This window comes from Bradyrhizobium canariense, assembly GCF_900105125.1.
Lineage (GTDB): Bacteria > Pseudomonadota > Alphaproteobacteria > Rhizobiales > Xanthobacteraceae > Bradyrhizobium > Bradyrhizobium canariense_A.
In genome coordinates this window covers 4,209,301-4,225,261 of sequence record NZ_LT629750.1, presented here as the reverse complement: position 1 = coordinate 4,225,261, position 15,961 = coordinate 4,209,301, and the positions used below count along the sequence as shown (strand labels likewise).

Below are 15,961 nucleotides of genomic sequence, written 5' to 3'. Positions count from 1 at the left end.
TAATGGCATCGCCCGATGCCGGTCTCGCCGGAGAATCGTGTGTCGAACCCATTAGACAAGCCGGACAGACGGCCTAATCAGCAAGCCAACGGACGCAATTCAGCTTTGAAAGTACTGGTCCTCGAAGGCGACGGGATCGGACCGGAGATTACGCGGGCCACGGTTGATGTTCTCGCCGCCGCCGACAAATTGTTCGGCCTCAATATCGAGTATGATCGGGCCACGATCGGATTTGACGCCTTGAAAGCGGAGGGGACAACGTTCCCGCCGCGCACGCTGGATCTGGCGCGGGCGTGCGAGGGCGTGGTTCTCGGCCCGGTATCGCACAACGAATATCCAGCGATCGCCGAGGGCGGGTTGAATCCGTCCGGTGAGCTCCGCAAGCACCTTGATCTCTTCGCCAACATACGGCCGGCGTTCACGCGGGATGCCGTGCCTTATCCGAGCCGTGTGCCGTTCGATCTCGTGATCGTGCGGGAGAACACCGAAGGTTTTTACGCCGACCGCTCGATGTTTGCCGGCCCGGGCGAATACATGCCGACGCCTGACATTGCGCTGTCAACGCGCAAGGTCACGCGCGCCGCCAGCGAAAGAATCGCGGAAGAGGCATTCCGGCTGGCGCGGCTCCGACGTAACAAGGTGACGGCCGTGCACAAGGCCAACGTGTTGCGCATCTCCGACGGCTTGTTTCTCAGTGTCGTGCGCGAAGTCGCGCAACGCTTTCCGGAGGTCGCTTATGAGGAGCAGCTTGTGGACGCCATGGCAGCGCTGCTGGTGCGGGACGCCAGCCAGTTCGACGTCATCGTGGCGACGAACATGTTCGGAGATATCCTCTCCGACGAGGCATCGGAATTGGCCGGCAGTCTCGGTTTGGGCGCGTCATTGAATCTCGGCAAGACCTACGCGGTTGCCCAGGCGCAGCATGGCTCGGCGCCTTCGATTGCCGGAAAAGATCTGGCAAATCCCTACGCGCTGATCGCGTCCAGCTCGATGATGCTGGATTGGTTGGGCGCGCGGCGCGATCGCTCCGATTTGCTGTCGGCCGCGAAACAAATCCGTCAGGCATTGGATAGCACCATCGACGATCCCAAAACCCGGACAAAGGATCTCGGCGGAACGCTCGGGACAAAAGCATTTACCCAGGCGGTGATCGAGAAGATGCAGGCTTCGTCCACGTTGAAGGCGTAAGACGGAGCCTCTGATGGGTTTCACCTACGTTATTCCGGACATTCACGGCAGGGCGGACCTGCTCCGCGACGGTCTCGCCGGAATCGTCGCGCATGCGCGCGGGCAGGCCGGCACGATCATCGCGCTCGGCGATTACGTCGATAAGGGGCCGGATAGCAAAGGGGTTATTGATTTGCTGCGGCATGAGCCCGCGCCGGGGTGGTCGTTGGTCACGCTCAAAGGCAATCATGATATCATGATGGTCGAGGCGCTGCGCCATTCGTCCAAAATGGCGTGGTGGCTGGAGCGGGGCGGCGATATGGCGATACGGTCTTATGGCGGCGCCCCTTCGAATGTGCCTCCGGCCGATATCGAATGGCTGGACCGGCTGCTGTTGATGCACATCGATCGCCATCGAATTTATGTGCATGCCGGCCTCGATCCGGATGTGCCGCTCGATCAGCAAACCGAAAGGACGCTGCTATGGAAGCGCTATCCGGAAGGATTTGCCGCCGGCTTCGGCGATCGCCACGTTGTCCATGGCCACGATTCCTTTCCGGATGGTCCGAAACTGTATCAGGGACGAACCAATCTTGACACGCGCGCATGGCGCACCGGTCGACTGGTGATCGCAGTGTTCGACGACGACAAGCCCGGCGGGCCGATCGACTTTATCAGGGTATCAGGACCGCCGAGCAGTTAGCCGGAGCTAGATCCATCGCTGGCTGCGTATGTCTCATCGCCACATGCCGCGCATTCGCGCACCAATGTCCATTCTCGGGCCCGTGTTGCGCGCAGCAGGGCTCGCGGCAAAGGCCGGCCAGGTGGTGCGTTCGAACAGCCCGAGCAATCGATCGGGAATGAACCGGGTCCGTGCGGCATAAACGTGCCGGTCGCCCTTGGCGTGCTGGCCGTGCGTGAAGAAGCGCTGCGGCACGACAAGGTGCAGATCATCCTTGGCGCGCGTCATTCCGACATAGAGCAGACGCCGCTCTTCTTCGAGTTCGGCAGAGGTCCCGGCGCCGAGATCGGAGGGCATGCAGCCATCGACGACGTTCAACATATAGACCGACTTCCACTCCTGCCCCTTGGCGGAATGGATCGTGGACAGGATCAGATAATCCTCGTCGAGCAGGGGAACGCCAGCCTGGTCGCTGGTTGCGTCCGGCGGATCGAGCGTGAGTTCGGTGAGAAAGCGCTCTCGCGACGGATAGCCGCTGGCGATCTGCTCAAGCTGGATAAGGTCAGCCCGCCGCGTTTCGGCATCCTCGTGGATGCGATCGAGATGCGGCTCGTACCACAGCCGCGCCCGCTCGATATCGGCGGGCCATTCTGAATAGCGCAGGTTGGCAACCGCCTCGACGAAAGCACTCCAATCGGTTCCGGCACGCGGCGGGGATGGCAGATTGCAGAGCGCGCCGACCGGATCTGACGTTTCCGCCATGTGATCGAGCACGCGCTGCGCCGAAGCGGGGCCGACGCCTGGAAGCAGATGAAGAACCCTGAAGCCCGCGACGCGGTCGCGCGGATTTTCGATAAAACGCAGCAGTGCCAGCATGTCCTTGACATGGGCGGCGTCAAGAAACTTCAGGCCGCCGAACTTGACGAAAGGAATGTTGCGGCGGGTCAGTTCGACTTCCAGCGGGCCACTGTGCGACGACGTGCGAAACAGCACGGCCTGCTGCTTGAGAAGCGTGCCGCTTTCGCGGTTCTCCAGCACCCGCTCGACAATGTAGCGGGCCTGGTCCGCCTCGTCGCGGACTGTGACAAGCCGAGGTTTTGCGGATGACGGACGTTCGGTCCAGAGGTTCTTGGTGAATCTCTCCTTGGCGAGATCGATCACGCCGTTCGCGGCCGCCAGGATCGGCTGGGTCGAGCGGTAGTTGCGGTCGAGCGTGACGATCTCGGCCCGCGGCTTGAATTGATCCGGGAATTCCAGGATGTTGCGTACGGTGGCGGCCCGGAACGAGTAGATCGATTGCGCGTCGTCGCCGACCACCGTTAGCCCGCGGCCGCTCGGCCGCAGCGCCAGCAGGATCGAGGACTGCAAGCGATTCGTGTCCTGGTATTCGTCGACGAGAACATGATCGAATCGCGAGCCGACGTCGTCCGCGATAGCCGCATCCGACATCATCTGCGCCCAGTAGAGCAGAAGATCGTCATAGTCGAGGACGTTCTGTTTTTGTTTGGCTTCGACATAGGCGGCGAACAATTGCTTGAGTTCGCTGCTCCAGCCCGAGCACCACGGAAAGAACTGTCCGAGCACTTGCTCTATCGAGGTCTCGGCGTTCACGCAGCGCGAGTAGATCGCAACGCAAGTACCTTTGGTCGGAAACCGTCGTTCGGTCTTGGACAGCCCGAGTTCGTGCCGCACCAGGTTCATCAGGTCGGCTGAGTCCTCGCGGTCGTGGATCGTGAAAGCCGGATCGATCCCGATCTGCTCGGCATATTCGCGCAACAGTCGCGCGCCGATGCCATGGAAGGTTCCAGCCCAGCTGAGAGCGTCGGTCATGACACCGGCGTTGTCGCCCAGCACCTTGCGCGCGATGTGCTCGACGCGGCGGGCCATCTCGGCAGCCGCGCGCCGTGAAAAGGTCATCAGCAGGATTCGGCGCGGATCGGCGTTGTTGACGATGAGATGCGCCACGCGATGGGCGAGGGTGTTGGTCTTGCCGGAGCCGGCGCCTGCAATCACCAGCAAAGGTGCGCCGACGTGGCCATCGGCGGTTACCCCGTGCTCGACCGCGCGCCGCTGCTCCGGATTGAGCGAATCAAGATATGGAGCGGCAATAGCTGCCAGCACGGATCGTCCCCCTCGCATGCGCGATGCGCGGCAATTTCATCTGGAACCGGAATGAGATCGTCGTTTTTGAGCGACTCATCGATGGCAGCACGTTCGCGCGACGTTCTCATCGAACGATAAACAAATCAAGAACAGGGCTGGCGGGACGGGCGGGCCTATCGCGTATCGCCGGCCAATGGCCAGCGACCAATGATTCGGAACCGCGCCGCCGCGTCGTCCTGCCGGAACACGGCGATGCTGTCGAGCGCAAGCGTTGTCATTTCGAGCGTGACAAATCGCCTTTTTAACGTCGGCAGGATCGTCTCGCGCCGCTCGGGCGGAAGCCTTCCCGTCAGCGTCATGTGGAAGCGAAACTCCTCCATCACGTAGGGGTATCCCCAGTGATCGAGATACTCCCGCTGCCTCGGCGTCAGCTTGGCGGGATTTCGCCGTGCTCGATCTTCCGGCGTGAGCGGCGTGCGGAATGAATCGAATTCACGGACGCAATCGGCGGCGAGTCGGGCAAGTTCAGCCGAAAGGTCGGCAGGCACGATAGCCAGAAATCCGCTGATCGAATTGACGACCGGTTTGATGACCGGAATCGGTCGAGGGGTGCTTGCGAATGCTTCGCCGGCTGCGAGCAGTTCAGCTTCGGTTTTGCCGTCAGCCAGAGCCATCGGCGCTTTCAGCGTAGCGTGAAAGCCATATTTGCGCGGATCCTGGGTTAGCTCCCGCCAATCCGGCGCCATCTGCTCGATGCCATCAGCAAACGGCAGTTCCTTGCCGCTGGAGGTATCGTAGCCGAGCAAATGGGCGCCGAAGCGATCGAGCTCACTGCCGGGCGCCGGGGCATAATAGATCGCGTAGCGGGGGGTATCGGTCATGAGTCAAGAATAGAGCCGGCTCACGCGACCGCAACTGCCTTGCGCGGCGCGACCGAAGACCGAATCAAGCGGTGCGTATCGGTCATGTGAACCAGGCGGCCGGCGGCGATCACGGCAACAAGGCGCGGCCTCAGCGGCTTTTCGTCATCGACAAGGATGATATCGGCGCGATGGCCGGGCGCGAGAACGCCGCGATCGGCAAGACCCGCAGCGCGGGCAGGCGCGGCCGAAATCAGATCCCAGGCTCGAGGCAAGGGCAGCACACCGTCGGCGGCCAGGCGAAAAGCGGCCAGCAATTGCGCCGGATAGTAATAATCGGAAGCGAGGACCGAGCATAAGCCCTTTTCGATCATGTCGCTGGCCTTGGTCCAGCCGGTGTGGCTGCCGCCGCGCACCACATTCGGCGCACCGAACACGATGAAATCGCCGCCCTCGGCTGCTTCACGCGCCGTTTCCTCATTGACCGGAAATTCGGCGATGGCGATGCCCTGCGCGCGAAAAGCCTTTCGCATGTCGGGCGTGTCGTCGTCATGCGACAGCGTGCGGATGTTGGCGTCGCGCGCGGCCTTGGCCAATCGCGCGATCGAAGCCGGCACGTCCTGGGCGCGGCAAACCACGCGCTCCACCAGCGCATCGAACTCCTGGTTGGAAAGACCGGTGCGTTCGACCATGCGGTTGCGCTTCTGCGGCTTGGCGAGGCTCGCAACGGTCGAATCCATGTGGTCGTTGAACGCGAGCAGATCGATTCGTCCCTCGGACAGCCACTGACAAATTTCAGCTTCGGCATCGAGATTGTAGGTCTCATGCCGCAGGTGGAAGCGGGTATCGGCGGCGAGTTGCGGTCTCAAGGCCTCGATGGCCTCGAGCAATTGCCGCGCGTTGCCGGCGCTGCGCAGACCTGGCTCCCAGGACCATGTCGTGGCGTGGAAGACCGTGGTGATGCCGTTGGCGGTGGCCTGCCGGTCACTGTCGATCAGAGCCACGTCGACGGGAAAATCGACACCCGGGCGAGGCATCATCTGGCGTTCGAAGGCATCGCCGTGCAGATCGATAATGCCCGGCAGCACCAGAAGACCGCCGGCATCGATGCCAAGCGAGCGGCGACCACGCTCGGAATCCACGGCGCTGATTTTGCCGTCTGAAATCTGCAGTGAAGCCTCGCAAATCTCTCCGCCGAGAAGCGTCCGGCCGCCTTCGATGAAAATCTCGGTCAAGACGCGGCCCTTCGTTGTTGAGCAGGCGAAAGCTTTGAGCTCATCGCCTCATATTTTTCGAGAAATTCCTCGACAGCCAGTTTGCGGAAATCAGGCAGCGCGCTGCGCAGCGTTTCGTGATCCCAGTCCCACCACGCAAGCGCCGCCAATCGATCGGCGACGGCTTGCGGAAACCGCTGCTTGATCGGGCGTGCCGGATTTCCCCCGACGATGCTGTAGGCCGGGACGTCCTTGGTCACGATGGCACCAGCCGCCACCACGGCGCCGGTGCCGATGTTGCGGCCCGGCAGCACGATGGCGCCGTGTCCGATCCAGACGTCATGGTCGATATGGACGCGATGCGCGCGACGCCACTCAAAGAATTCGGCATCGTCGCTCTCGCCCGGAAAATAGGCGCTGGCGCGATAGGTGAAATGCGCCTGCGTGGCTCGGTGCATGGGGTGATTGCCGGGGTTGATCCGGGTCATCGCCGCGATCGAGCAGAACTTTCCGATCGTCGTATAGGTGATCTGGGAGTCATTCACGACATAGGAGTAATCGCCCATCACCACGTCGAGCAGGCTCGTCCGGGCGCCGACTTCGCAATAGACGCCCAGCCGGGCGTCCTGGATTTTCGCGGTGGGATCGACCGTCGGGTCAACGGAGAGCATTTTGCCGGCCATGCGAGCTTTCACAAAAACGATACGGGTTTACCAAAAGCCTGCACGTCATCAATGGGCTTCGTGACAACAGCATGACGGATGGATGACGTCGTCTCGGGTGTGGACGATTGCCGCACCGCAGCGTGACTGTCACACAAGTGTAAAATTCAGTCGTTAGCGATGGTCCACGGCTACGTTGGAGCATTGCATGTTGGTGGTGGAAGGTTTGACGTGCCGTTTCGGCACGAAGTCCGCGGTCGACAATGCGTCGTTCTCGGTCGGGCCGGGCAGCTTTGTCGGTGTGATCGGAAGGTCCGGCGCCGGCAAATCGACGCTGCTGCGGATGGTCAACCGCCTTGCCGAACCGACCTCGGGACGAATCCTGTTCGATGATCTTGACGTGACGGCGCTGCACGGCAGAAGCTTGAGGCAATGGCGTGCGCGGTCGGCGATGATCTTCCAGCAATTCAATCTGGTGGGCCGGCTCGATGTCCTGACCAACGTGCTGATGGGCCGGTTGGCCGAAATCCCGGCGTGGCGATCGCTGGCGCAGCTTTGGCCGGAAGCGGACAAGGCGCTGGCGATGTCGGCGCTCGAGCAGTTCGACATGGCTTCCCTCGCCGCGCAGCGCGCCGACCAGCTTTCGGGCGGCCAGCAGCAGCGCGTCGCGATCGCCCGCGCGCTGGTCCAGCAGCCGGATATCATTCTCGCCGACGAGCCGATCGCCTCGCTCGATCCGCGCAACACCAAGATCGTGATGGATGCGCTGCTGCGCATCAACAAGCATTTCGGAATTACGATTCTGTGCAACCTACATTCGCTCGAACTGGCGCGCGGTTATTGCGACCGTCTGATCGGCATGTCGGCCGGCCGCGTGGTGTTCGACGGCGCGCCGGCGACGCTGACCGACCATATCGCGCGCGAACTGTACGATCTCGAAGCCAATGAAGTCATGGGTGGCGAAGTGATGGGCAGCGCGCCGTCGCACCTGCCCGACGATGCAACCGTTCCGGTTCTCGGCACCGCAGCCGCGGCCTGAGAAGCGCGACTATCCAACGCGGCCATCGCAAGCCCGCCATCGGCCGATAGCGTACCACCAGAGGGAACTTGATCATGATCACTCGTCGTACCGTTCTTGCCAGCGCAGCGTCGCTGGCCTTTGTCCGTACCGCGACGTCAGCGGAAGATTGGAAAGCCAAATACCCGGAAATCACCTTCGCGGTTATTCCGGCCGAGAATGGCTCGGGAGTCACCGAGCGCTACACGCCGTTCGTGAACTATCTGTCGAAGGAACTCGGCATCAAGGTCACGCTGCGCGTCGCCAACGACTATGCCGCGGTCATCGAAGGGCAGCGCGCCGGCAACATCCAGATCGGCTACTACGGACCGGCGTCGTTTGCCCGCGCCCGCCTTACCGGTGTCAAGACCGACGCCTTTGTGATCGACGTCAATTCCGACGGCTCCAAAGGCTACTATTCGGTGTTCTACGTTCTCGCCAAGAGCCCCTATCAAAAGATCGAGGACCTCAAGGGCAAGAACCTCGGCCTGGTCGATCCCAACTCGACCTCCGGCAACAACATGCCCCGCTTCAAGATGAATCAGATGGGCATCGATCCCGATACATTCTTCTCGCAGGTGGTGTTCACCGGCAGCCATGAGAACGCCGTGCTGGCGCTGGCGCAGGGCACCGTCGACGTTTGCGCCAATTGGTGGAACGCCGATGACGATTCCAACCTGACGCGCATGCTCTCAAAGAACATGGTCAAGTCGAGCGACGGTACGCCGCTGAAGAAAGAAGACTTCCGCATCATCGTGAAGTCCGATCTCATCATCAATTCGCCCTATGCCTATCTGAGCGACTTGCCCGAGGATATGAAGGCCGCAATCAAGAAGGCGTTCCTCGATGCATCGGAAAAGGACAAGGAAGCTTTCAAGAAGCTTTCCGACGGCAAGAACCTGCCGTGGCAGACGGTCACCAACGACGACTACAACAAGACCATCGAGCTGATTAAGTTCGTCGACAATCTGCGCAAGAAGGCATCCTGATCGCGGAACGCGACACGAGAGCCGGGTCCACCGACCCGGCTCTTTTATTTTTGCCTGGCACAAGGCGCTAAAGCTACCGCCACCATGACAGCAGCCGTATCCATCCTTCCCGGTCAGCAACTGGCCGCGCTCAGCGAAGCCTATGGCAAGGCGGTCGCCCGGCGGCGGCTGCGCTTCACGCTTGCCACGGCTGTGTTCTGCGCCGCACTCATCATTGCCGCGATCGGGGCGGAGGTGAACTTAAGGACGCTGTTCACTTATTTCGGGCATTTCGTCAGCTATTTCGACCGTATTCTGACGCTCGATGACGGCAGGCGGGTGTGGACCAATATTCCGGAGTGGTTGTGGGGCTGGCGGAAATGGTCGCTGCTGCTGGGTGAGACGATCCTGATCAGCTATGTCGGCACGCTGTCCGGCGCGGTGCTGGGTTTCGCGTTCAATTTTTTCGCGGCTGAAAATACCTCGCCTGGCCCCCGGCTGCGCTTCATCATCAAGCGGCTGTTGGAATTCTGCCGGACGGTTCCCGATATTGTTTTCGCCCTGATCTTTGTTATCGCGTTCGGCCTTGGCCCGATGGCCGGCGTTCTCGCGATTACGATTCATTCCATCGGCGCGCTCGGCAAGCAATATGCCGAGATGGTCGAGAATATCGATATGAAGCCGGTTGAAGGCCTGCGATCCACCGGTGCAAGCTGGATATCGTGCATGCGGTTTGCGGTGCTGCCGCAGGTGGCTGCAGGCTTTGCCAGTTACACACTGCTGCGCTTTGAAATCAATGTGCGTAGCGCCTCGGTAATGGGTTTCGTCGGCGCCGGCGGCATCGGGCTGGAGCTCATCACGGCGATCCGCAAGTTCTACTACTCGGATGTGAGCGCCATCCTGCTGATGGTCGTTCTCACCGTCTTCGTCATCGACATCAGCACGGGCTGGATACGCGGGCGGTTGTTTGGCGGGGATCGTCGCGCATGAGCAAGCTCTCAATGCTGGAGCCCGAGGGACTGCGCGCGCGATATCCGGACATCTTCGAGCGGCCGGCGTCGGCGCGGCTTGCATGGCCCGTGATGCTGCTCGTTGTATTTGCGATTTTCGTATTTGGCCTGGTTCACCTTGGCTTCTCGCCCTTGCGCATGCTGAACGGCTTTCACGAGCTGGGCTGGATCACGCTGATGATGCTGCCGCCCAATCCGGGCTCGTCACTGCCGACCTACATGAACGCGCTCGGCGAAACCCTGTCGATCGCGCTATTGGGCACCACGCTTGCCGCCGTGTTCGCGCTGCCGGTCAGCCTGCTGGCAGCAAAGAACATCGTACCGTCGAATATCTTCCGTTTTCCCATTCGCCGTTTCCTCGATACCATCCGTGGCGTCGATACGCTGATCTGGGCGCTGGTCTGGATCAACGTCGTCGGTCTTGGCCCGTTCGCCGGCGTGCTCGCCATCGCCGTGTCGGATTTTGGCGCGCTGGGCAAGCTGTTCTCCGAGGCCATCGAAGGCGCGGACCGCAAGCAGGTCGAAGGCATTCGCGCCGTCGGCGGCAATGCGCTGCACGAGATACGCTTTGGCCTGATGCCGCAGGTGTTTCCCGTCATCGCAGGACAGGTGCTTTATTTTATCGAGTCGAACACCCGTTCGGCGACCATTATCGGCATTGTCGGCGCAGGCGGTATTGGCCTGCAACTGGCCGAACAGATCCGCGTGCTGGAATGGCAAAAAGTGTCGTTCCTGATTCTGATGATCCTGATCGCGGTCGCCGTGATCGACTGGATCTCAAGCAAGCTCCGCTTCGCCATCATCGGCCCGCGCGCGGTCGCCTAAACGTTCTCGACGAGGAACTCGACACGCTCGGCAGCAAAGCGTGAGCGCTTGGTGACGAGCGGTTGGCCATCGGTATCGACGTCGGTGGCGTCGACCACCAGGATGGGGCGCCCAAGCGCGAGGTCCAGCCGCGCGGCGTCGGTGGCATCGACGATGGCCGCGGTGATCCGGGTGGAAGCCCGGCGATAGTCGCGAACGCCGTAATGCGCGAGCAGCTTCGTCATTGAGCGCGCACTGGCGAAGACACTCCCGGCACCGGGAAAGTGTTCCGCGGAGAGCCACGTGGTGCTGATGCAGACGGGCGTGCGATCGGCCAGCCGCAACGCTTCGATCCGGATCAACGGCGCGCCGCTCTTCAAGCCGAGCTGCCGTGCCAGTTCGCGGCTCGCCGGTTCCTCGGAAGCGTCGATCAACTGACCGCGCGGCTCGCGGCCGCCGGCGCCGACGATTTCGGAAAAGCGCGTGCGCGAGCGCAGCGGATAGGCGATCCGCGTGGCCTCCACATAGGTGCCGCTGCCGCGCTCGGCCCGCACCAGGCCGCGTTCGGCCAGCGTCGCCAATGCCCTGCGAACCGTGTGACGGTTGACCCGATAGGTCTCGGCAATTTCCATCTCGCCCGGCAGCTTCTCGCCGGCGGCAAAGCTACCATTGGCGATGCCGCGCTCGATCCCATCGGCGACCTGCCGCCACAAGGCCACGCCGGACGCGGTCTCCTGCGTGGTCATGGCGTGGAACAGCCGGGAAAAGGCATCGGGAACATCATTTTGTCATGAAACATTCATTGGCACAGCCTGGCAAGTTGTCTATTATCATAGACAACTTGATTCAGGCAAGGCTGCAGGCATGGCAATGGACGACGATGGCAAGCAGGCGCAACGCAAGGCGGCGATGGCGGTGCTGGCGCATTCCGATGTCGCGCACATTGCCGCGCGGCTTGATGCGATTACCTTGCCGGCGCACGAAAATCTGCGCCAGCCGGAAAATGGCCTCGTCATGGTGCGCGGCCGCGTCGGTGGCGAGGGCGCGCCGTTCAATCTGGGCGAGGCCACGGTCTCGCGCGCGGCGGTGCGGCTTGCGACCGGTGAGGTCGGCTTTGGCTACACACTCGGCCGCGACCGGCAGAAGGCGCACATGATCGCGCTGTGCGATGCCCTGATCCAAAGCGCCGACCATGCCGGCGCTGTCGAAGCGCAGGTGCTCGCACCGCTGCGCGCAGCCGTTGCCTCCGAACGAAATCGGAAGGCGGCGGAGACCGCGGCAACGCGGGTCGAGTTCTACACGCTGGTGCGCGGCGAGGGTTAACCGATGACAACAGTTGCCGAAATGCCAGCGGGTTTTGCCGACAAGGTCGCGTCTGCGCAAAATACCTTTCGCTCTGTCATGGATGCGATGGCGCGGCCCGGCAGCGTGCAGCGCATTTCTGCTGTAAGCGGAGCGCCGTCCGGCATGATGCGCGGCATCGCCGCCATCGCGCTCACCTTGTTCGATCACGACACGCCGCTTTGGCTCGACCCGTCGATGTCAGAGACGCCGGACGTATCGAAATGGCTCAAATTCCACACCAGCGCGCCTGTTGTCGCAGACTCCTCGATCTGCAGTTTTGCGTTGATCGGCGATGCAAAGGCGCTTCCCCAACTCAACCGCTTTGCGTTTGGCAGCAACGAATATCCCGATCGCTCCACCACGCTGATCCTTCAAGTCGACAGTCTGACAGAGGGGCAAGCTGTTGAACTGCGCGGCCCGGGCATCGACGGCAGTACCGTCTTGCAGGCGACGATCGAACCTTCGGACCTGTTCGAGCGGCTCACCGTCAACGCCACGCTGTTTCCGCGCGGCATCGATATCGTGCTGGTTCATGACGATTGCATTGTGGCGATCCCCCGCACCACGCGGTCTGTCGCCAAAGGAGGCTAACGCATGTATGTCGCCGTCAAGGGAGGCGAACGCGCCATCGAGAACGCGCATCGGCTGCTGGCGCATGAGCGCCGCGGTAATCGCGAAATTCCGGAGGTCTCGCTTGCCCAGATCTCCGAACAACTCAGCCTTGGCGTCGATCGAGTGATGACCGAAGGCTCGCTTTACGATCGCGAACTTGCGGCGCTCGCCATCAAGCAGGCGCGCGGCGACATGATCGAGGCGATCTTCCTGGTCCGGGCCTTTCGCGCCACCTTGCCGCGCTTCGGCGCCACCGAGCCGGTCGATACCGGCAAGATGGCCGTGCGGCGCCGGATATCCTCGACGTTCAAGGATATCCCGGGCGGCCAGATTCTCGGACCCACGTTCGACTACACCCATCGGCTGCTCGATCCGCAACTCGCCGAGGGTCTTGTTCCCGAGCCGCCCGCGACATCAGATGTCTCCGTTACGGTGATGCCGCGTGTCACCGACATCCTCGGCCGCGATGGCCTGATCGAAACCTCGCCGCAAGCCGATGCCGATGCTCCCGTGGGTGATCTGACGCGCGAACCCCTGAGCTTTCCCGCCGACCGCGACCTGCGGCTGCAGAACCTGGCGCGCGCCGACGAGGGTTTTCTGCTCGCCTTAGGTTATTCCTCGCAGCGCGGCTACGGCCGCAACCATCCCTTTGCCGGCGAAATCCGGCTCGGTGAGGTCGAGGTGGAATTCATGGCCGAAGACGTCGGCTTTGCGGTGCCACTCGGCTCGATCACGCTGACCGAATGCCAGATGGTCAACCAGTTCAAGGGTTCGGCGACGGAGGCGCCGTGCTTTACGCGCGGCTACGGGCTGGCGTTCGGGCATAGCGAGCGCAAGACCATGTCGATGGCGCTGGTGGATCGCACCCTGCGCGCCCGCGAGCTTGGCGAAGAAATTTTGGCGCCGGCCCAGGACGAGGAGTTTGTGATGTCGCATTCCGACAATGTGCAGGCGACCGGATTCGTCGAACATCTGAAACTGCCGCATTATGTCGACTTCCAGTCCGAACTCGGCCTGCTGCGCAAGCTGCGCAAGGAATTCAACGAGGCGGCGGAGGCTTCATCGCCGCTGCAGGAGGCCGCGGAATGAACGCGCCGACCTATAACTTCGCTTATCTGGACGAACAGACCAAGCGGATGATCCGCCGTGCGATCCTGAAAGCGATCGCTGTTCCCGGCTATCAGGTGCCGTTCGCCAGCCGCGAGATGCCGATGCCCTACGGCTGGGGCACCGGCGGCGTGCAGGTGACGGCTGCCATACTTGGGCCGGACGACGTCTTGAAGGTGATCGATCAGGGCTCCGACGACACCACCAACGCGATCTCGATCCGCAAGTTCTTCGCCAAGACCGCCGGTGTTGCGACCACCACCAGCACGGCGGATGCGACCGTGATCCAGACCCGGCATCGGATTCCCGAAGCGTCGCTGCATTCGGGCCAGGTGCTGGTCTATCAGGTGCCGATCCCCGAACCCCTGCGCTTTCTTGAACCGCGCGAGACCGAAACACGGCGCATGCATGCGCTCGGCGAATATGGATTGATGCACGTCAAGCTCTATGAGGACATCGCCCGCTTCGGCCATATCGCGACTTCCTATGCCTATCCGGTGAAGGTGAACGCCCGCTACGTGATGGATCCGTCGCCGACGCCGAAATTCGATAATCCGAAGATGGATAATTGCTCCGCGTTACAGCTATTTGGCGCCGGGCGCGAAAAGCGGATCTATGCGATCCCGCCGCATACCTCCGTGGTGTCGCTCGATTTCGAGGATCATCCGTTCAGCCGCTACCGGTTCGACGCGCCTTGCGCACTGTGCGGCGCCGATGATTCCTACCTCGATGAAATCGTGACCGACGACCAGGGCAGCCGCATGTTCGTCTGCTCCGATACCGATTACTGCGAGACCCGGCAAGCCAACGGCCATCGCGGCAGCGAAAGTGCGGCGCCGCACAAGGAGAGGGCGCATGGCTGAGATGCTAAACGCCGCAAATGACGATCAGCCGCTCTTGGTCGCAGACGCCTTAGGCAAGTCCTACGGCCGGTTGATGGCCTGCCGCGATGTTTCCTTTGCGCTCTATTCCGGCGAGGTGCTGGCGATCGTCGGCGAATCCGGTTCGGGCAAGTCGACGCTGTTGCAATTGCTGTCGGCCCAGCTTGCGCCGAGTGCAGGACGGGTATCGTACCGGATGCGCGACGGCGTCATGCGTGACCTCGCCGCGTTGGGCGAAGCCGAACGGCGGTTTTTGTTTCGCACCGACTGGGGCTATGTGCACCAGGATCCGGCGCAAGGTTTGCGGATGGCGGTGTCGGCCGGCGCCAATGTCGGCGAGCGGTTGATGGCGGTGGGCTGGAACCACTACGGCCGGATCCGCGACACCGCGTCGTCCTGGCTAGAGCGCGTCGAAATCGATGTCGGGCGCATTGACGATGCACCACGAACTTATTCAGGCGGCATGCGTCAGCGGCTGCAGATCGCGCGCAATCTCGTGACCGAGCCGCGTCTCGTCTTCATGGACGAACCGACCGGCGGCCTCGACGTGTCGGTACAGGCGCGCTTGCTCGACCTGATGCGCAATCTGGTCAGTGAACTCGGATTGGCGGCCATCGTCGTCACCCACGATCTCGCCGTGGCGCGGCTATTGTCCCATCGCGTGATGGTCATGAAAGGTGGCCGCGTGATCGAGACCGGGTTGACCGATCAGGTGCTCGACGATCCACGCGAGCCCTATACCCAACTGCTTGTTTCTTCGATTTTACCGGCATGAGCGCGCCAATGACCGCAATGATCGATATCAGCCATGCGCAAAAGAGTTTTGTCATGCATTTGCAGGGCGGGGTGGAACTGCCCGTGGTGCGCGGCGTCTCGTTCCACGTCGTATCGGGCGAATGCGTCGTGCTGTCGGGACCATCGGGCGCCGGCAAATCCTCGATCCTGAAGATGATCTTCGGCAATTATCGCTGCGACAGCGGCCGTATCGGCATCCGTCATCTGGGCGAGGTGATCGATCTTGCCAAAGCCGAGCCGCGGCAAGTGCTCAGCGTGCGCCGTTCCACCATTGGTTATGTCAGCCAGTTCCTGCGCGCGGTGCCTCGCGTTGCCACCATCGACGTGGTGGCGGAACCGTTGATCTCGAACGGGATCGCGCGCGCAGAGGCGCGCGAACAAGCGGGGCAATTGTTGCGCCGCCTCAATATCCCCGAACGGCTGTGGGCGTTGCCGCCGTCGACTTTCTCGGGCGGCGAGCAGCAGCGCGTCAACATCGCGCGGGGATTCATTTCCGACCTGCCGATCTTGTTGCTGGATGAGCCGACCGCCTCGCTCGATGCGGCCAATCGCGCCGTCGTGGTCGATCTGATCGATCAAAAGAAACGTCAGGGTGTCGCCATGGTGGCGATCGTCCACGACGATGAAATACGCCATCTGATCGCCGACCGGATCGTCGACGTGACATCGTTCGCGGCGGCGGCATGAAGGAAGCT

The 15,961-nt window shown here is 62.0% G+C and carries 17 protein-coding genes; 12 read left to right on the top strand and 5 right to left on the bottom strand.

Annotated features, from left to right (window positions below; genetic code table 11):
• Window positions 1-105 precede the first annotated feature (105 nt).
• On the top strand, window positions 106-1,188 hold the full coding sequence (locus BLV09_RS20185) for an isocitrate/isopropylmalate dehydrogenase family protein (RefSeq protein ID WP_197684964.1): 1,083 nt from the start codon (window positions 106-108) through the stop codon (window positions 1,186-1,188).
• 13 nt (window positions 1,189-1,201) lie between these two features.
• Window positions 1,202-1,870, top strand: a complete 669-nt coding sequence (locus tag BLV09_RS20180) for a metallophosphoesterase (RefSeq protein ID WP_146688608.1) — start codon at window positions 1,202-1,204, stop codon at window positions 1,868-1,870.
• A 33-nt stretch (window positions 1,871-1,903) separates the two neighbouring features.
• Here the strand turns inward: BLV09_RS20180 and BLV09_RS20175 are convergent, their stop codons facing one another.
• The 4 genes from BLV09_RS20175 to BLV09_RS20160 all read right to left on the bottom strand — a co-directional run bounded on the left by BLV09_RS20175 (window position 1,904) and on the right by BLV09_RS20160 (window position 6,709).
• Window positions 1,904-3,967 (bottom strand): ATP-dependent helicase, encoded by a 2,064-nt coding sequence (locus BLV09_RS20175; RefSeq protein WP_433994433.1) that lies wholly within the window; start codon window positions 3,965-3,967, stop codon window positions 1,904-1,906.
• A 158-nt stretch (window positions 3,968-4,125) separates the two neighbouring features.
• Window positions 4,126-4,833 (bottom strand): DUF1045 domain-containing protein, encoded by a 708-nt coding sequence (locus tag BLV09_RS20170; RefSeq protein WP_146688606.1) that lies wholly within the window; start codon window positions 4,831-4,833, stop codon window positions 4,126-4,128.
• Window positions 4,834-4,853: 20 nt separating this feature from the next.
• On the bottom strand, window positions 4,854-6,047 hold the full coding sequence (locus tag BLV09_RS20165) for an alpha-D-ribose 1-methylphosphonate 5-triphosphate diphosphatase (protein ID WP_146688605.1): 1,194 nt from the start codon (window positions 6,045-6,047) through the stop codon (window positions 4,854-4,856).
• A complete protein-coding gene (locus tag BLV09_RS20160) occupies window positions 6,044-6,709 on the bottom strand; it encodes a chloramphenicol acetyltransferase (RefSeq protein ID WP_146688604.1) in 666 nt (221 codons plus the stop codon). Before BLV09_RS20160 ends, BLV09_RS20165 begins: the two co-directional genes overlap by 4 nt.
• Window positions 6,710-6,896: 187 nt before the next feature.
• Between BLV09_RS20160 and phnC the strand changes: the two genes are divergently transcribed.
• From phnC to phnE (BLV09_RS20140), 4 genes are all read left to right on the top strand, one after another.
• Window positions 6,897-7,727 (top strand): phosphonate ABC transporter ATP-binding protein, encoded by an 831-nt coding sequence (gene phnC, locus BLV09_RS20155; protein WP_146688603.1) that lies wholly within the window; start codon window positions 6,897-6,899, stop codon window positions 7,725-7,727.
• Window positions 7,728-7,801: 74 nt separating this feature from the next.
• Window positions 7,802-8,734 (top strand): phosphonate ABC transporter substrate-binding protein, encoded by a 933-nt coding sequence (gene phnD / locus BLV09_RS20150; protein WP_100384141.1) that lies wholly within the window; start codon window positions 7,802-7,804, stop codon window positions 8,732-8,734.
• Between the two features lie 84 nt (window positions 8,735-8,818).
• A complete protein-coding gene (gene phnE / locus BLV09_RS20145; RefSeq protein ID WP_146688602.1) occupies window positions 8,819-9,703 on the top strand; it encodes a phosphonate ABC transporter, permease protein PhnE in 885 nt (294 codons plus the stop codon).
• Entirely contained in the window at window positions 9,700-10,548 is an 849-nt protein-coding gene (phnE, locus tag BLV09_RS20140) for a phosphonate ABC transporter, permease protein PhnE (protein WP_146688601.1), read from the top strand. Before phnE (BLV09_RS20145) ends, phnE (BLV09_RS20140) begins: the two co-directional genes overlap by 4 nt.
• Here the strand turns inward: phnE (BLV09_RS20140) and phnF are convergent.
• Complete coding sequence (phnF, locus tag BLV09_RS20135) at window positions 10,545-11,273, bottom strand: phosphonate metabolism transcriptional regulator PhnF (RefSeq protein WP_146688600.1); 729 nt, start codon at window positions 11,271-11,273, stop codon at window positions 10,545-10,547. The two genes, phnE (BLV09_RS20140) and phnF, sit on opposite strands and share 4 nt — an antisense overlap.
• Window positions 11,274-11,391: 118 nt before the next feature.
• Between phnF and phnG the strand changes: the two genes are divergently transcribed.
• From phnG to phnL, 6 genes are read left to right on the top strand one after another with little or no spacing between them, the layout of a single operon-like run.
• Window positions 11,392-11,850: a phosphonate C-P lyase system protein PhnG gene (phnG, locus tag BLV09_RS20130; RefSeq protein WP_146688599.1), complete on the top strand. Its 459-nt coding sequence runs from the start codon at window positions 11,392-11,394 to the stop codon at window positions 11,848-11,850.
• Between the two features lie 3 nt (window positions 11,851-11,853).
• On the top strand, window positions 11,854-12,462 hold the full coding sequence (gene phnH, locus BLV09_RS20125) for a phosphonate C-P lyase system protein PhnH (RefSeq protein ID WP_146688598.1): 609 nt from the start codon (window positions 11,854-11,856) through the stop codon (window positions 12,460-12,462).
• Window positions 12,463-12,465: 3 nt separating this feature from the next.
• Complete coding sequence (locus BLV09_RS20120; RefSeq protein WP_146688597.1) at window positions 12,466-13,572, top strand: carbon-phosphorus lyase complex subunit PhnI; 1,107 nt, start codon at window positions 12,466-12,468, stop codon at window positions 13,570-13,572.
• Window positions 13,569-14,453 (top strand): alpha-D-ribose 1-methylphosphonate 5-phosphate C-P-lyase PhnJ, encoded by an 885-nt coding sequence (locus BLV09_RS20115; protein ID WP_100384136.1) that lies wholly within the window; start codon window positions 13,569-13,571, stop codon window positions 14,451-14,453. Before BLV09_RS20120 ends, BLV09_RS20115 begins: the two co-directional genes overlap by 4 nt.
• 1 nt (window position 14,454) lies before the next feature.
• A complete protein-coding gene (gene phnK / locus BLV09_RS20110; RefSeq protein WP_433994432.1) occupies window positions 14,455-15,246 on the top strand; it encodes a phosphonate C-P lyase system protein PhnK in 792 nt (263 codons plus the stop codon).
• Window positions 15,247-15,254: 8 nt separating this feature from the next.
• Window positions 15,255-15,953 carry a phosphonate C-P lyase system protein PhnL gene (gene phnL, locus BLV09_RS20105; protein ID WP_167558817.1) on the top strand — a complete coding sequence of 233 codons (699 nt, stop codon included), beginning with the start codon at window positions 15,255-15,257 and terminating at the stop codon, window positions 15,951-15,953.
• Window positions 15,954-15,961: the final 8 nt, after the last annotated feature.

Excerpts from the sequence above, each read along its gene's own strand:
- phnD (WP_100384141.1), top strand. The coding sequence starts at position 7,802 with ATGATCACTCGTCGTACCGTTCTTGCCAGCGCAGCGTCGCTGGCCTTT.
- phnG (WP_146688599.1), top strand. The coding sequence starts at position 11,392 with ATGGCAATGGACGACGATGGCAAGCAGGCGCAACGCAAGGCGGCGATG.
- phnF (WP_146688600.1), bottom strand. The coding sequence starts at position 11,273 with ATGACCACGCAGGAGACCGCGTCCGGCGTGGCCTTGTGGCGGCAGGTC.
- phnH (WP_146688598.1), top strand. The coding sequence starts at position 11,854 with ATGACAACAGTTGCCGAAATGCCAGCGGGTTTTGCCGACAAGGTCGCG.
- phnE (WP_146688601.1), top strand. The coding sequence starts at position 9,700 with ATGAGCAAGCTCTCAATGCTGGAGCCCGAGGGACTGCGCGCGCGATAT.
- phnC (WP_146688603.1), top strand. The coding sequence starts at position 6,897 with ATGTTGGTGGTGGAAGGTTTGACGTGCCGTTTCGGCACGAAGTCCGCG.
- BLV09_RS20160 (WP_146688604.1), bottom strand. The coding sequence starts at position 6,709 with ATGGCCGGCAAAATGCTCTCCGTTGACCCGACGGTCGATCCCACCGCG.
- BLV09_RS20180 (WP_146688608.1), top strand. The coding sequence starts at position 1,202 with ATGGGTTTCACCTACGTTATTCCGGACATTCACGGCAGGGCGGACCTG.
- BLV09_RS20115 (WP_100384136.1), top strand. The coding sequence starts at position 13,569 with ATGAACGCGCCGACCTATAACTTCGCTTATCTGGACGAACAGACCAAG.
- BLV09_RS20120 (WP_146688597.1), top strand. The coding sequence starts at position 12,466 with ATGTATGTCGCCGTCAAGGGAGGCGAACGCGCCATCGAGAACGCGCAT.
- BLV09_RS20170 (WP_146688606.1), bottom strand. The coding sequence starts at position 4,833 with ATGACCGATACCCCCCGCTACGCGATCTATTATGCCCCGGCGCCCGGC.
- phnL (WP_167558817.1), top strand. The coding sequence starts at position 15,255 with ATGACCGCAATGATCGATATCAGCCATGCGCAAAAGAGTTTTGTCATG.
- phnK (WP_433994432.1), top strand. The coding sequence starts at position 14,455 with ATGCTAAACGCCGCAAATGACGATCAGCCGCTCTTGGTCGCAGACGCC.
- phnE (WP_146688602.1), top strand. The coding sequence starts at position 8,819 with ATGACAGCAGCCGTATCCATCCTTCCCGGTCAGCAACTGGCCGCGCTC.